The sequence below is a fragment of the Mycobacterium gastri genome (assembly GCF_002102175.1).
Lineage (GTDB): Bacteria > Actinomycetota > Actinomycetes > Mycobacteriales > Mycobacteriaceae > Mycobacterium > Mycobacterium gastri.
Genome location: NZ_LQOX01000123.1, coordinates 22,228 through 37,266, shown reverse-complemented (window position 1 = coordinate 37,266; position 15,039 = coordinate 22,228). Strand labels below are relative to the sequence as shown.

Genomic DNA, 15,039 nt, shown 5'->3' with positions numbered 1-15,039 from the left:
GAGACCCATTTTCGCGGGCATTCCTTACCTGATGCATGGATCAGATCTCGCGGGCATCTTGACTTGATGCATCACGCTGAGCGGCAAGGCCGAGCGGAGCCGCCCAAGTCGATTGGTGCGGGCCACCCGTGTGTGGCACCGGCACTCGATGGTTCATGAAGGGGAGGGGCGGTAGGTCTCTAGCTGGCGGTGGCGCCAATGAGCGATGAGCTCGCCGATCTCGTCGGGATCGTCAGCTAGCACGAGTAGCTCGGCGTCGTCGGCTGATACCATCCCCGGTTCAAGCAGGCGCTCCCGGATCCATCGCTCGAGTCCCGACCAATGCTGCGACCCTGTAAGCACGATCGGAAAGTGCCGGATTTTCTCCGTCTGTATCAGCGTTAACGCCTCGAAAAGCTCGTCGAGCGTTCCAAAGCCGCCGGGAAACACCACGAAGGCGGACGCATAGCGGACGAACATCAGCTTGCGGACGAAAAAGTAGTTGAACCGAAGTTTGAGATCGACAAACGGATTTGTGCCCAGCTCATGCGCAAGCTCGATGCCCAGACCGATGGAGCGCACCCCTGCGTTGCGGGCGCCGAGGTTGGCGGCCTCCATGATCCCGGGCCCGCCGCCGGTAATGATGTCGAACCCTAGCGCTCCTAGTCGCGCGGCGATCGCGCGCGCCAGCTTGTAGTGCGGATGATCGGGCGGCGTGCGTGCGGAGCCGAAGATCGACACAGCATTCTCAATCTCGGCCAGCGCCGCAAAGCCGTAGGCCACCTCGTCTCGGATGCGGGCGAGGCGTCCTGGATCACTACCAGCTAGGGAGAAACCCGGCCCCAGGGAACACAGCAGCTGTTCATCGCACGTCGACGGAATTGGTGGTGTCGGCTCGGGCATTTAGCCGATTGTTCCACTCACCGGTACGCTAAACCACGCCGAACTGATGTGAACGACGCGCGGCGAAGAACCGGCGCTTCCAGCTAGCGACATCAGAACCGCAACAAGGGTCGGCGGGCGAACTGCCCACAAACCCGGAAAAGCGCAACGGTCGTGGTGTGGCCTGCTGTGTTGCGGTCTAATGGCGTAAGTGACGGCATACTGCGACAGTGTGCCGTTGTCCTGCGTCACAAGCTGCCCCCGACCCCCATCGGTAGACTTGCCACACCGGCGAACAAGGTCAGGAGATGATGCTTCCGCAAACTGAGCCATCCGGGTTGACGCCAAAAGGGCTCATCCTCGGCTACAGCGGCTTGCTCGCAATGGTCGCCGGTTTCGTCAATGCGGTCGCCCTTCTGGTCTTGGCGTTTCCAGTCGGCAACCTGACCGGGGTGACCACCCAGCTAGGTATGGATACAGCTAACCCGTGGCTGTATGAGGGCCATGTGCTTTCGGCAATCCTCTTGGGTTTCCTGGCGGGAACTGCAGCAGCCGGTGCCATCCTTGCACGGACGGACGCCCACACCGGTCCGCGCCATGCTGCCGTTTTGATCATCGAAGCTGTTTTCCTGTTGCTTGCTGCGCTGGGAGTGGAGGAAACGGCTGTTAAGGCGGAAATTGCTGCGGCTGGAATTGAGCGGGCCGTTGTTCAGGCCCTGTTCGCCGCCGCCGCTCTTGGGCTGCAGAATGGGCTGACGTCCAACACTCCGGGAATGGCGATCCGCACCACCCACTTCACCGGCACTGTCACCGACCTGGGGCTGATGATCGGGCGTAGCCGTCGGCACGGAATCGACAGGTGGAAAGCCGCTGTGCTGACGGTCACCTTGCTGCTGTTTCTCACCGGCGGTGTAGCAGGGATTCTGACGGGGGCCTGGCTTGCCGGATATGCATTGCTCCTCCCGGCTGCAGTTTGTGTCGCAGTCGCGATCATCGGCCTGGTGCATGGCCGCGGGCGTCCCGCCTCGCCCAGCGGGACGAATCCCCAACCTAGTCAAAATATGGCGACTGACGACCGCCGGTTCCGTTGAAAACCGCGGTTGGGCGTGCGGTGCGTCGGGGCGGTTTCCTACCATGCGCCGCGGGTCCGCAAGACCACAGGCTAGAACCTGACAAGGTTTTCGACCCGAGGATTTAGCTGCGCGATCACCACAGCAAACCTCGGTTCCGCTCCAATGGGCGATTGCTGGCGCCAAAGCTGGCCCGGTGCGCATGCGTTGGTCACGCGAGAGGGCGGAGGGTGAACCGTCATCGGTCACAATCACCCCCCAACCTGAGGGTTCCTACTGCGCGAGCGTTGTCGTCACGTGCCCCGATAGCACGGGCACCGCGGGCAGATCCTCATGTCCCTTGACGCCGGGGACCTTATGTGGCCGCCGACACAGGAGAAAGTGTTTGGCTGAGCAGGTTCCGGCAATACCAGCCACGAGGTCCGGGCGCCGCGAAGGGGATGTAATGACGACGCCGCATGTACTGATTTTGGGAGCTGGATTCGGTGGCCTCGAGCAACAAATGTCCGCCTGCGCCCCTCGAGGCCGCATTCCTGCTGGAGGATTACTTTTGCAGCCGGGATCTGCGTGACCGGGTGACCATCATCGTGACCGGCTATATGGGAGCCCCGGTGCCCGTCGCCAAGCAGGTTTCCCAGCCGATTCTGGAACATCTGACCGCGCGCGGAATCACCTTGCGGGGAATTGCCGTACGACATGTTCATCGGCATACCAGTGCATCGAGTGCTGGCGGTCGTGGCCAAGTCCGGGCTCGCGCCCGACGGATGGATTCCGGTGGAGAAGACAAACCTGGGGACTCGGTTTCCGGGCGTGTATGCGATCGGCGACGTGGCGGCGGCATACACCGCCAAGGCGGGCACATTTGCTGAGCGAGCCGCTCAATTCGTCGCCGACGACATCGTTGCCAACCTGCGCGGGACGCCGCCACCCGGGCCCTACGACGGGGCGGGGGAGTGCTTCATGGAGTTCGGCCGCGGCGAGGTCGCCAAGATGTACGCCGACTTCCTCAGCGGCCCGAAACCGACCGGAGTACTCATGGGCCCATCCGTTGAATTGGCGGCGGAGAAAGCTAACTTCGCCCGCTGCCGCCAAGAGCGCTGGTTTAGCGGGCTGTCGTCAGTTGAGTTGTTGCGGGAAGCGAAACGGAGACAGGCCACGAGCCATATTGCCATGAGGGAGGCTAACACCGGGTGCCCAAAGACCACTGTGCGCTAAGCCGTTGTTGGAGATGTCAAGCAACAGTCCACGTCTGATTCGGCGCGCTCATCGCTCTCGGCCTGGCGAATCGATTCGACAACGTGATCGACTGCGGCCACGGGCACTGAGTCCGTGCAGATCTCACGCCCTGACTCTGGGCGCAACGGCTACCGTAGACCCGAAAGCGCAAGAGGCGCAACATAAGCCGTCTATCGAGGGGTCTGGCTCTTGTCCACTTGCGCAGCGTGGCGTAGTGGACTCGTAGCTAGTTACAGCGAACTTAAGATGGTCTGCATGGTGTTGATCTCTTGTTGCTGATTGGTAACGACCGATTGCGCCAACGTAATGGCAGGCGAGTATTGACCGGAATGAATTTCGTGTTGCGCCATGGTGATTGCGCCCTGATGGTGCTGAATCATCTGGGTCAGGAAGAGCTTGCTGGCATCCAGACCCTGCGCGTTCCGCAGGGCTTCCATGTCCTGTTCGGACATCATTCCGGGCGTGCCGCTGTGGCCCGGCATTCCGGGCATTGATGTGGCCGGCGCCATGCTGCTCGGCATCGTGGGTTGCCCCCATTGGCTCAGCCAGGCCTGCATTTGCTGGATTTCGGGTGACTGTGCCGCCTTGATTTGGTTCGCTAGGTCGATCACCCGGGGGTCGATGCCCTGCTTGGCAAGGATGATGTCGCTCATCTGGATAGCTTGCTGGTGGTGACCAACCATATTCTGGGCAAACGTGACATCTTCGTCATTATGCGACCCGCTGCTCGCTGGCGAACTCGATACGCTGGACGGTGCGGCCGTGGTGCTGGAGCGAGCTTGAGTGTCGGAGTTGCCACACGCGGTCAAGATCAGCAGGGCAGTGCCTGCGAAGGCGGTCATGGGAAGTAATCGTCGCTTGATCACACTGAGTCCTTTTCGAAGCTGAAACTTCAGAACGTGTTTCATATACCCGATACGGGTAAATCGTAACAGTTGTGAGTCGCGCAGTGTTATCCGAAAGGACCGTAACGATGGGGTTGACACCAAAACGGCACGTCGACACGATGACCGCCCGAGCAGGACGAACCATGTACCCACAGGCGTACGAAGTGCTGGCGAATGTTTGGTACTTGGGGCGGCGCGCCCGCATTTGGGACCGGCTGGTCGCCGCGTCGGGTGCCCGTGACGGCGAAAAGGTGCTCGATGTTGGTTGCGGCACCGGCTATTTCGCTCGCCGGATCAGCCCTGTCGTCGGGCCAGCTGGTGCAGTCACGGGGATCGACCCATCAAAGGCGGCGCTGGACTATGCCGCTGCCCATACTCCGCCTAACTGCACCTTCCAAGCCGGCCATGCCGAAGAGCTGCCCTTCGCTGACCACTCATTCGACTTGGTGGTGTCCAGTTTGACCTTTCATCACATCCCAAACGAGCACCGCGCCAACGCCGTTCGGGAAATGTTCCGAGTCGTGCGGCCGGGCGGACGGATGCTTATCGCTGATATTCGCTCGCCGCGTGTTCCGTTGCTAGAGTGGCTTACCAGTGTCGCGCACGGTGATGCCGACGTGCACAACGTTTTTGACCGGCTGAAAGCAATGACCGTCAACACCGGTTTTACGATCACGGAAACGGGGAACGCCACGCGCCTGTACTACATCGCCGCAGAACGGCCCCGTCGTCAGCCATCAAAGTAGCGATCGGCATCGTCGGGCGGCGATGCGTTCCCGCGGTGGCGTGCCGACTCTGCAGTTCAGCCCAGGTTGTCGATGAGCTCCCCGCAGGTCCGTTCGCAACGAGAGCATACTTCAGCGCAAATGCGGCAGTGCTCGTGCGATTCGTGCCCGGCGCATTCCTCTGCACAACTCTTGCATGCGACGGCACACGCTTGCAGCACAGCCCTGGGCTGCTTGTCGTGCTCATAGGTCATCCTCTTGGTAGTGGCGTGGTTGCTGCATGTCAGTACCCCCTAGCGGCAAAGGGTCGCTAGGAGCGCGCGCAAACCGCATGCAGTGTCCCTTCTTTCGCCATGAGGAACGCCTGAGCTGTCTTGCTGTTAACTAACTGTGCGGCTTGAATCTGCGCAGCCGCAGGCTGTTGGTGACGACGAAAACCGATGAACACGCCATCGCGGCACCGGCCAGCATGGGATTGAGCAGCCCGGCGGCCGCCAGTGGCACTGCCGCGACGTTGTACACGAAAGCCCAGAACAAGTTGCTCTTGATCGTGGTTAACGTGTTGCGGGATAGGCGGATCGCGTCGGCGACCACGCGCAGGTCATCGCGTACCAGCGTCAGGTCACTGGCCTCGATAGCCACATCGGTGCCGGTACCCATCGCCAGCCCGAGGTCGGCTTGGGCGAGTGCGGCGGCGTCGTTGACGCCATCGCCGACCATGGCTACCACTTTGCCCTGGTTGTGCAATCGCTTGATGGTCTCGACCTTGTCGCGCGGTAACACTTCGGCGATAACCTCATCAATGCCGACCTGGCTGCCGACGGCGTGTGCTGCGGCCGGGTTGTCACCGGTGAGCATGATCGGTGCCAAGCCCAGCGCACGCAGCTGGGCGACTGCCTCGGCTGACGTCGGTTTGACCGCGTCGGCCACGACAAGCACACCGTGCAGCTTGCCGTCCCAGCCGACCGCGACCGCTGTCCTGCCGTCGGCTTCGGCCCGGCGTATCGCCTCACGCAGGGTGTGCGGCAGTTGCTGCGACCAGTAAGCCAAGAGCCGTGGACGGCCCACCACGACCGCGTGGCCGTCCACGACACCGCGCACACCCAACCCCTGCAGGTTGGTGAAGTCCGTGACGGCCGGCAGGTTGCCGATCTTGGCGCTCGCCTCCCTCGCGATCGCCTTGGCGATCGGGTGCTCCGAGGAGTCCTCGAGTGCACCTGCCAGCCGCAGAACTTCGCCGGGCTGCTCACCCTCGGCGACGATCACCTCCAGCAGGGTCATGGTGCCGGTGGTGATGGTTCCGGTCTTGTCGAACACGATCGTGTCGATGTGCCGCGCGGATTCCAGCGCTTCGGGTCCCTTGATCAGGATGCCGAGTTGTGCGCCCCGGCCAGTGCCGACCATCAAGGCGGTCGGCGTGGCCAAACCGAGAGCACATGGGCAGGCGATGATCAGCACTGCGACCGCAGCCGCAAAAGCCGTCGACATCGACTCGGAGGTGCTGATCCAGAACCCGAAAGTCGCCACCGAAAGGCCGATCACGATCGGCACAAAAATGCCGGCGACCTTGTCGGCCAAGCGCTGCGCCGGCGCCTTGCCGGTTTGTGCCTCCTCGACCAGCTGGGCCATCTGCGCCAGCTGTGTCTGCGAACCGACCCGATGGGCGCGCACCACGATTCGACCGCCCACGTTGACGGTGGCACCGACTACCTGGTCGCCGGTGCCCACCTCGATTGGCACGGATTCACCCGTCAGCAGTGACGTATCCACCGCGGAAGCGCCCTCGATTACCACTCCATCGGTGGCGATCTTCTCGCCGGGCCGCACCACGAACTCGTCGCCGACGGCCAGCTCTCCAATCGGGATGCGTTGCTCTGCACCGTTTCTGCGTACCGCGACGTCTTTGGCGCCGAGTTCGAGCAACGCGCGCAGCGCAGCACCAGCACGCCGCTTGGCGCGCGCCTCAAAATAGCGGCCGACGAGAACGAAGGTCGTGACACCTGCTGCGGCCTCCAGATAGATGTTGCCGGCGCCATCGGTACGGTTGATCGTCAGCGCGAATGCGTGCTTCATGCCGGCCATGCCGGCCGTACCCCAAAACAACGCATAAACCGACCAGCCCAGCGCGGCGAGCGTACCCATCGAGATCAGCGTGTCCATCGTGGCGGTGCGATGGCGCAGGTTGGCCCACGCCGCCCGGTGAAACGGCAGGCCACCCCAAACTACGACGGGGGCGGCCAGCGTCAGCGACAACCACTGCCAGTTGGTGAACTGCAGCATCGGAACCATGGCGATCGCGATCACCGGCACGGTCAGTGTCAGGCAGACCAGCAGTCGTTGCCGTAGCAGTCCGGCCGCATCATGCTCGACCGAACCTCCATTGTGGCTATCGGCAGCGGGTGCGCTCGGTTTGGGCAGCTCGGCGGTATAGCCGGCCTGCTCAACGGTGGCCACCAGCTGATCAGGCGAGACGTCGCCAACATAGTCGACGCTGGCCTTCTCGGTCGCGTAGTTGACAGCCGCGCTGACACCGTTGAGTTTGTTGAGTTTCTTTTCGATGCGTGCTGCGCACGATGCGCAAGTCATTCCGCCGATGCGCAGCTCGATATGGTGTGTTGATTCGGTGACGGCATGCATTGTTGTCCTCATACACAGATCGCGGGACGGGTTCAGCCGGCTAACTGATAGCCAGCCTCCTCAACGGCGCACTTGATCGCGTCCGTGTCGACAGGGCCGTCGGTGTCGATGGTCACCTTCCCGCTGGCCAAATCGACATCGACCGCCCTGACATTGGAAACCTGGCCGATTTCCTCGCGCACCGAAGACGCGCAATGGCCGCACGACATGCCGCTAACCGTGATCGTCATAGTGCTCATCTCGCCCCCTTGCCGTATTGAGCACCGCATGGGATATACCGGCAACTGTACCATACCCCTGTGGGGTATTAAAGGCCCTTTCTGCAAGGGCAGGTTCGTCGATGCCGGCAGAAGTGGGCGGATCTTCGACATGGCGCCGGCAGACAGCTGCAGGCTGTCAACGTTGCGTGTTCACAAGTCTCGCCCGGCGCATATACGGTAGGTGGGTAGGGTAAAGCCATGGCAGTGCCTATTGGTTTAGGAGTCGAGCATGACCTCAATTACGCTGCGAACCGCCACTAACCCTGTCGCACGCGCCGTCGTGCGATGCGCTTTGCTGTGCGCCCTCGGCGCCACCCAACGCCATCGCCGGCGCACGGCGTGTGACGGCGCATCAGGGGGTTTAGGTAGCTCGAAGACGGGCACTTTGTGTGAGTAGCGGCAGCCGGCGAACGGACATGATCGAATTCGGACGATCAAATCACCGAAGTCTGTGGTGCCGTTGTGCCGAGAGGCGACGTCGCCGCATCGTGTCGTGCTGACCAGTTTGCCCATAGGCTTGGCACGCCGGTAACGATCACCGGTGCCTGACCTTGCCTGTGACGACCGGTCGGATAGGAGCCGCAATGTTTACCGGCGTGACATGGATGCTGTTGGTGACCCTAGCTGGGGTCATAGTCCTCTATGGGCTGCACCGTCTTACCGCGCCGGCGTCCAGCGCACTGACCGCTCTGCCTTTCCAGTCCGGGTGGGCACCCGAGGAACATGCATTGTCGCGTTATCACGTCCGGTGGTATCCGGCAACGCTGGTTTTCCTTGCCTTCGATGTCGAGATGTTGTTCATGTACCCATGGGCGTTGGTGGTCGCCAAAATGGGTGCCACCGCAATCACCGAGATGTTCGTTTTTCTGGCCGCGCTGCTTGTCGCGGTGGCATGGGCATGGCGAGAGGGCGCACTGCGATGGGTGTGACGCAGCTGTTGGCCCGACATGCAGCGCGCCGGGCCCACGTTCTTACCGTGGAGACCCCCGGGTACTGGGTGGTGCGCGCGGCGGCCGAACGCCGGTTTCGTGCCCGTGGATGGTCCGCGGCTACATCACCGGCTGACGCCGATGTGCTGGCGGTCTGCGGCATGCCCGGACCCGAACTGGACCAGGCGATCGACCGGGTCTGGGATCAGCTGCCGGGGCCCCGCGTCCGCATCGATCTGCCCGATCCGGAAGCGGTGGAGTCGGCCCTCGATCGGGCCGCCATGCAGTTAGTCGACACGGACATGCATCGCACCGATGCCCGCGAACGCGGCCAATCGCCCGGCTTGAGCGGTCATCAGCACCACACCGATCACCACAGCCACCGGCAGATGAACCCCGGTGGCACGCAACCCGGGGAACACCCACACCCAGACCCGCACCCGCACCCACACCCGCACCAAGGCGCCATGAATCACCATGGCATGAACCACCCCGATGGCACGGATCACGGTGAGCACGATCAACACGAGCATCTGGACCACGACGCCATGAACCACGGTCAGCACGAGCGTATGGACACCAGCGCACACCGACACATGCACCATGGCGCCATGGACATGGCTCCGGCTGGAATTGCGCTGGCCGAAGGCGGGGACGACCGCGACGGTTTGGAAATGGACGTGCTGCATCTGCGCCTGGGTCCCGTGCTGTGTTATTGGCCTGCGGGACTGGTCGTGCGGTGCTCGTTGCAGGGAGATGTGCTCGCGCGAGCCGAGGCGTGGGTCGTTGATAGCAACTCCGGCAACGGCAATTCAACCCCAGAACGGCAAGACCACGTCGCGGCGCGACACTGCGACCATGTGGTCGATCTGCTGGCCCTGGCCGGCTGGCCGCGGGCGGCGGCAATCGCCCGCACAGCGCGGGATGCGCTGCTGAGCGAACCGAACGCCGGGCACGGGCCGTCCCTGCTCGACACTCTGCACGGCAAGCTTCGCCGGTCTCGCGTACTGCGCTGGTCGTTGCGCGACATCACATCATTGACCGTCGAGGACTGCGACCGCCTGGGGCTGCCGAGTGCGTTCGCCGGCGACTGTTACGACCGGCTTCTGGCGCGGATCGACATGGCGCAGAGAGCGCTGTCAAACTCATTGGAGCCCAGCGAGTTCCACGTCAATTTCACCACAGTGGTGACTGCGCTGCCAGAGCTGGTGGGTGGTCTGGATCTAGCGACCACCCGGTTGGCGATTGCCAGTCTGGGTATCGACACCGCACCCCGGCACGCGGGCGGTCGCAATGGCTGACAGCTCCGTCACGACGGTCTCCGGTGTCTGGGCGCTGGCCGCTGGGGCGCTGCTTGCGGGCCTCGGTCTGTATGCAGCGACCCTGGACGGCATGCTAGCCGCGCATCGTGCAGGGGCGCGTTCGCGTGGTGCAAACATCGCGGTTGCCGAGGTCGCTCGGCTGATGCGGCAGCGTCGGCGCACCATGGTGGCTGCGGACACATTGCTGTGGCGGATCGGCGGGGCCGGTCTTGTCGTTGTGGCTTCGCTGATGCTGACCGTGGTTCCGCTGGGCCGGTGGACGTTGTTCGATCTCGATGTCGGCGTCATGTGGTTCAACGCAATGGATGTGATGGTGTGGGCGCTGGTGTGGCTTAGCGGTTGGGGCCCCAACTCCGCGCATTCCCTGGTCGGGGGCTACCGCTTCCTCGCTCACGGACTGGGCTACGAGCTGCCGCTGATGTTTGCGCTCGTCGCGCCGGCCATCGCAGCCGAGAGCCTTCGGGTCGCCGATGTGGTCGCGGCTCAGCACGGATTATGGTTCGCGGTGTGGATGCCAGTCGCGTTCGTCGTGTATTGCCTTGGTGTGGTAGCGTTTTCGGTCTGGGGCCCGTTTTCCCCGGCGCTGGGCGCCGATATCGCCGGCGGTGTCACCGCGGAGCTGTCCGGGGTGGATCGACTCGTATTCCAGGTCGGCCGCTACGCGCTTTTGGCTGCCGGTGCTGCGTTCGCGGTGCCGATGTTCCTGGGCGGCGGCGGGGGCCCGCTGTTACCGGGTTGGGCATGGGTGCTGGTCAAGACCCTCGGGCTGGTGTCGGTGTTCGTATGGCTGCGTGCCCGGGTGCCGGCGTTGCGGCCGGACAAACTCATGGAGATCGGTTGGATGGTGCTGTTGCCGCTCACACTCGTACAAGATCTCGTGGTCGCAGTCGTAGCAGTGAGGAACTGAACTTGATCGTTGACATCGTCTTCTGGGTCGTCGCCGTGGTCGCCGTCCTGGCCGGGGCGGCCGTGTTCATCGTCGATTCGATGGCACGGGCCACCTATGCCCTTGCCGTCTCGTTCATTGCCGTCGGTGTCGCGGTTGTGTTGTTGCAGCAGAACTACATCGGCGTCATCACCATTCTGATGATGGTGATGGAGATGGCGGTGATGGCGGTCTACATGGTCATGTTCATGGGCATGAATCCGGCGTTGATGCCGATGAGCATGGTGCACGACAACCGTCGCGCGCTGGCCGCGGCCGGGGGGACTTTTGTCGCGCTGGCGTCCGGAATCCTGCTTGCCGACTGGCCGGCGCGGCGCGGCGAACCGCCGCCGGATGTCACCGGCGCGCTCGGCGAGGCCTTGATGGGCCCCAAAATGCTGGCCATGGCGGTGATCAGCCCCGTGATGGTCGCCACCATCGTCGCCGGTATCGTGCTGGCCGCCCACCGCAACCGCTACGACCGATTCGGCGATGACCTCAAACACCGGCCGGCCCGGGATCCGCAACCCGGAGGAGTGGGCCGATGACGCTGCAAACTGTGCTGCTGGTGGCCGCGGCACTATTCAGCGTGGGTCTCTACGGGGCGCTGTCGCAGCAGGTCGTGGTCATGGTGATGATGGGACTCGAGTTAATGATCAACGCGGTTATCCTTGCCGCAGGCGGCTTTTGGTGGTTCCTGGCACCCGCGCCCGCCGGACAGGTGTTGCTGCTGCTGATCATCGCCGCCATGACGGTGGAGATGGCGATGGGATTCGCAGTGGCCACCCTCCTGAATCGCGAGCGCAAGGCCGACATGACCGACATGGCAGCAGACCTGTCCGGATGAGCGGGGTGAGTGCACCAGCGCAGCTGGCCCTCTGGCTGCTGATCCTCGTCCCGGGCGCTGGCGGCGTCTCGTTGCTGATCGTGCGCCGAGCCGATCGGTTGGCGGGCGTGATGTCGGTGGCGGTATCAGTTGCCGGGGCGGTGCTGGGGATCGTGGTGGCGGTCGCTCGACCCGCTGTGAGTGTCGCGTTCGTTGCCGGTGCGCCGTTCGCGCTGTCCGTGGACACCCTGTCAGCGGTGGTGGTGCCCGTTGTCGCGGTGGTGACCCTGCTGGTCTTGGTCTTCGCGACCACCGAGATTCACGCGGCCGCGGGCCGATTCCACGGTTTGATGTTGTTGTTCGCTTCCGCCGCGCTACTGACGGCGACCGCCGCGACGCTGCCGGCGCTGCTGCTGGCTTGGGAGGTGATGGGGGCGACGTCGTATGCTCTGATCGGGTTCTGGTGGCGTGACGACTTTCGAATGTCGGCAGGGCTCAACGCTTTTGTTACCACCCGTACCGCCGATCTCGGCCTGTATCTGGCCGCCGGCGCGGCACTTGCCGGCGGCGTGGGGCTCGCGCTCGCAGATCTGCCCCACGCAACCACACTGTGGCGCAACGCCATTGCGGGTGGTCTGCTCATCGCCGCCTTGGGCAAGGCGGCGCAGCTGCCGTTTTCGTTTTGGCTTTCGCGCGCGATGGAGGGCCCCAGCCCGGTCAGCGCATTACTGCACTCGGCGGCCATGGTGGCCATGGGCGCGTACCTGCTGCTGCGCGTACAGCCGCTGCTGGCGGCCACCGGATGGGCCGCCGAATTGGCGGCCTGGACCGGCGCCGTGACCGCGGTACTGCTGGGTGCCGTCGCGGTGGCCCAACGCGACCTCAAACAGTTACTCGCCGCCTCCACCGCAGCGCAGCTCGGGTTCGTGGTGATGGCAGCCGGTGTCGGTACGGTCAGTGGTGGCGTCGCGCAGTTGGTCGCACATGCCTTCACCAAGGCCGGGCTGTTCCTTGCCGCCGGCGCATGGCTTTCACTGCTGGGCACCAAACAGCTGGACAAGCTCCATGGTGTGGCCCGGCGATGGCCGCTGGTCGGCTGGTGCGCCACCATCGGCGCGGCCGCTCTGGCGGGAGTTGCGCCGCTATCCCTTTGGGCGACAAAGGACGCGGTGCTGACGGCTGCACTGGCGCACTCCGTCGGCCTGTATGCGGCAGGGATGGTGGCCGCCGCGCTGTCGGCGGCCTACGCGGCGAAGATACTCGCAGCCGTGTGGGGCACGTCAGCGCCGGGCGGGCATCAAATGTCGCCAAAGCTCAACGCGCTCAACGCCTTTGCGAAGCTGCCCCTTCTTGTATTAGCTGCCGGCGCCGCCGTGGCAGGAATGCTGGCGTTGCCGCCGATCGCGCCGACATTGAGCCGTGTCCTCGATAACGGGCTGACCGCACACTCCACGGTGCCCGAACTGGCGGCGTCGGCGCTCTTGGCGCTTCTGGTGGTGGCCGCAGTGGTCCGCTGGGGGGTGCCCGAGCCCCGCTGGGCCGCCGGCTGGCTTGGCCTGCAGGGGGCCGCTAACACGGTGGTCGCGCGCCCCACCATGCGCCTGGCTCAGACGCTGGCCCGGTTCGACGATGACGTTCTCGATCGGGCCGTGGACCGGATCGCCGCCGGATCGCTGCGCGCCGGCCGGTGGGCGGCCCGCACCGATGACCGCCGTGTCGATGCCGCGGTGGAATCGATAGCGACGCGAACACGTCAGCTCGGGGAGCTGGCACGCAGACCGCAGACCGGCCAGCTGCACCAGTACTACCTCGCCGCGCTGGTGGTGGTTGTGCTGGGTGTCCTGCTTCTCGTGGCGGTGAGGTGAAACGTGCTCAGTCTGATCGTTTTTCTGCCACTGGCCGCCGCGGTCGGTGTGCTGGTGATACCGCGGGCGGGTGAGGCCGCGGCCCGCTGGGTGTGGGTCGCCGTCACCGCCGTCGAGCTGGCGCTGACGGTGCTGGTGTGGGCACGCTACAAGGCACCGGGACCCAACGGGCTGGCTTACGAGGAACGGGCCCGCTGGATCCCCGGAGTCGACAGCAGCTACCACCTCGGCATCGACGGCTTGTCACTGCCGCTGGTGGTCATGACCGCGGTGATCTTCCTAGCCTGCGCGGTCTACGGGTTGCGCAGCCGGGATCGGACCCGGCCGCAGGCGGCCCTGTTCCTGTTTCTGCAGACCGTGAGCCTGGGTCTGTTCGTCGCCGCGGACCTGATCTTGTTCTTCGTGTTCTTCGACCTGTCGATCGTGGCGATGTACTTCGTGATCGCCGGCTGGGGCCACGGTGACGCCGGTCGCTCGGCGCTGAAGTTTTTCCTGTATACCTTCCTGGGTTCGCTGGCGCTGCTGGTGGGATTCATCGGCCTGTACATTGCGGCCGATCCGCACACATTCGACATGGTCGAGCTGGTTGCCACCACTCCGCTGGCCGGTAGTCCGCTAGCCGGTGGGCTGGTCCTGGGGGCGATCCTGGTTGGGCTGGCGGTCAAGACGCCGACGGTTCCGTTCCACACTTGGCTTCCCCCGGCGCATACCGACGCGCCGGCCATTGGCTCGGCGGTGCTGGCCGGGGTGCTGCTGAAGATGGGCACCTACGGTTTCGTGCGAATCGCGATGCCGATGCTGACGCAGGCCTGGCGCGCCTGGGCGTGGGTGATCATCGTCGTCGGCATCGTGTCGGTACTCTACGGAGCGTTGGTTGCGTTGGCGCAGAACGACTTCAAGCGAATGGTGGCTTACACCTCAGTCAACCACATGGGCTACATCGTGCTGGCGGTCGGCGCCGCGGGCCTGTTGTCGGCTAGCACCGCCCACGCACGTGCGGTGGCGGTCACCGGCGCCGTCACGCAAATGGTCAGCCACGGTCTGATCACCGGAGCGCTGTTCCTGCTCGCCGGGGTGTTCTACGACCGCGCCGCCAGCTACGAAATGGACGCTTACGGCGGTCTGGCCGCACCGGCCCCGAAACTGGCTGGCCTGTTTGCGGTCGGTGCATTCGCCTCCCTGGGATTGCCGGGCTTCTCTGGCTTCATCGCCGAATTCCAAATTTTCACGGGCAGCATCGCCGCGGAGCCGCTCACCGCCATCGCACTACCGGGCATCCTGATCACCGCGGCACTTTTTCTGCGGGCTCTGCAGCGCATCTTCACTGGCAACACTGAAGGCAACTCGCAGGGCTTCGTCGATCTGCACCCATCCGAAATCGGTTCGGCAGGAACGCTTCTGACGCTTTCAGTTCTTATTGGCATCCTTCCGAGGCCCCTGCTGGATCTGATTGAGCCGGCGTCCCAAACGCTCATCGGGCTGGTCGGGAGATAGCA

The 15,039-nt window shown here is 64.1% G+C and carries 16 protein-coding genes; 10 read left to right on the top strand and 6 right to left on the bottom strand.

Going from position 1 to position 15,039, the window contains the following annotated elements; translation table 11 throughout:
- Positions 1-153: 153 nt before the first annotated feature.
- Entirely contained in the window at positions 154-882 is a 729-nt protein-coding gene (locus AWC07_RS18785; RefSeq protein WP_036409045.1) for an LOG family protein, read from the bottom strand.
- 290 nt (positions 883-1,172) lie between these two features.
- Between AWC07_RS18785 and AWC07_RS18780 the strand changes: the two genes are divergently transcribed.
- Together AWC07_RS18780 and AWC07_RS18775 are read left to right on the top strand one after the other, a co-directional pair.
- Entirely contained in the window at positions 1,173-1,952 is a 780-nt protein-coding gene (locus AWC07_RS18780) for a YoaK family protein (RefSeq protein WP_425271261.1), read from the top strand.
- A 663-nt stretch (positions 1,953-2,615) separates the two neighbouring features.
- Positions 2,616-3,146 (top strand): NAD(P)/FAD-dependent oxidoreductase, encoded by a 531-nt coding sequence (locus AWC07_RS18775; RefSeq protein WP_139829776.1) that lies wholly within the window; start codon positions 2,616-2,618, stop codon positions 3,144-3,146.
- 251 nt (positions 3,147-3,397) lie between these two features.
- On the opposite strand, the gene AWC07_RS18770 is transcribed toward AWC07_RS18775, so the two are convergent.
- Entirely contained in the window at positions 3,398-4,075 is a 678-nt protein-coding gene (locus AWC07_RS18770) for a DUF305 domain-containing protein (protein WP_051507884.1), read from the bottom strand.
- 65 nt (positions 4,076-4,140) lie between these two features.
- On the opposite strand from AWC07_RS18770, the gene AWC07_RS18765 reads away from it, so the two are divergent.
- Entirely contained in the window at positions 4,141-4,800 is a 660-nt protein-coding gene (locus AWC07_RS18765; RefSeq protein ID WP_244187636.1) for a class I SAM-dependent methyltransferase, read from the top strand.
- 56 nt (positions 4,801-4,856) lie between these two features.
- Here AWC07_RS18765 and AWC07_RS18760 read toward each other — a convergent pair whose 3' ends face one another.
- From AWC07_RS18760 to AWC07_RS18750, 3 genes are all read right to left on the bottom strand, one after another.
- The gene (locus tag AWC07_RS18760; protein ID WP_482805313.1) at positions 4,857-5,066 is read right to left on the bottom strand and encodes a four-helix bundle copper-binding protein; all 210 of its coding nucleotides are present in this window, start codon (positions 5,064-5,066) and stop codon (positions 4,857-4,859) included.
- A gap of 97 nt (positions 5,067-5,163) precedes the next feature.
- A complete protein-coding gene (locus tag AWC07_RS18755) occupies positions 5,164-7,416 on the bottom strand; it encodes a heavy metal translocating P-type ATPase (RefSeq protein ID WP_036411342.1) in 2,253 nt (750 codons plus the stop codon).
- A 32-nt stretch (positions 7,417-7,448) separates the two neighbouring features.
- Positions 7,449-7,655 (bottom strand): heavy-metal-associated domain-containing protein, encoded by a 207-nt coding sequence (locus AWC07_RS18750; RefSeq protein WP_036411354.1) that lies wholly within the window; start codon positions 7,653-7,655, stop codon positions 7,449-7,451.
- A 605-nt stretch (positions 7,656-8,260) separates the two neighbouring features.
- On the opposite strand from AWC07_RS18750, the gene AWC07_RS18745 reads away from it, so the two are divergent.
- Positions 8,261-8,605 (top strand): NADH-quinone oxidoreductase subunit A, encoded by a 345-nt coding sequence (locus tag AWC07_RS18745; RefSeq protein WP_036411341.1) that lies wholly within the window; start codon positions 8,261-8,263, stop codon positions 8,603-8,605.
- Between the two features lie 287 nt (positions 8,606-8,892).
- Here AWC07_RS18745 and AWC07_RS28145 read toward each other — a convergent pair whose 3' ends face one another.
- Complete coding sequence (locus AWC07_RS28145; RefSeq protein WP_208622444.1) at positions 8,893-9,210, bottom strand: hypothetical protein; 318 nt, start codon at positions 9,208-9,210, stop codon at positions 8,893-8,895.
- A 6-nt stretch (positions 9,211-9,216) separates the two neighbouring features.
- Between AWC07_RS28145 and AWC07_RS28140 the strand changes: the two genes are divergently transcribed.
- The 6 genes from AWC07_RS28140 to AWC07_RS18715 are packed head-to-tail and all read left to right on the top strand — an operon-like array spanning position 9,217 to position 15,037.
- Complete coding sequence (locus tag AWC07_RS28140; protein WP_036411351.1) at positions 9,217-9,906, top strand: hypothetical protein; 690 nt, start codon at positions 9,217-9,219, stop codon at positions 9,904-9,906.
- On the top strand, positions 9,899-10,834 hold the full coding sequence (locus tag AWC07_RS18735) for a complex I subunit 1 family protein (protein WP_036411339.1): 936 nt from the start codon (positions 9,899-9,901) through the stop codon (positions 10,832-10,834). The genes AWC07_RS28140 and AWC07_RS18735 overlap by 8 nt, the downstream gene beginning before the upstream one ends.
- Positions 10,835-10,836: 2 nt before the next feature.
- The gene (locus AWC07_RS18730) at positions 10,837-11,400 is read left to right on the top strand and encodes an NADH-quinone oxidoreductase subunit J (RefSeq protein ID WP_036411337.1); all 564 of its coding nucleotides are present in this window, start codon (positions 10,837-10,839) and stop codon (positions 11,398-11,400) included.
- Positions 11,397-11,699: an NADH-quinone oxidoreductase subunit NuoK gene (locus AWC07_RS18725; protein WP_036411336.1), complete on the top strand. Its 303-nt coding sequence runs from the start codon at positions 11,397-11,399 to the stop codon at positions 11,697-11,699. The genes AWC07_RS18730 and AWC07_RS18725 overlap by 4 nt, the downstream gene beginning before the upstream one ends.
- A gap of 5 nt (positions 11,700-11,704) precedes the next feature.
- The gene (locus AWC07_RS18720; RefSeq protein WP_036411350.1) at positions 11,705-13,543 is read left to right on the top strand and encodes a proton-conducting transporter transmembrane domain-containing protein; all 1,839 of its coding nucleotides are present in this window, start codon (positions 11,705-11,707) and stop codon (positions 13,541-13,543) included.
- Positions 13,544-13,546: 3 nt separating this feature from the next.
- On the top strand, positions 13,547-15,037 hold the full coding sequence (locus tag AWC07_RS18715; RefSeq protein WP_036411334.1) for a complex I subunit 4 family protein: 1,491 nt from the start codon (positions 13,547-13,549) through the stop codon (positions 15,035-15,037).
- Positions 15,038-15,039: the final 2 nt, after the last annotated feature.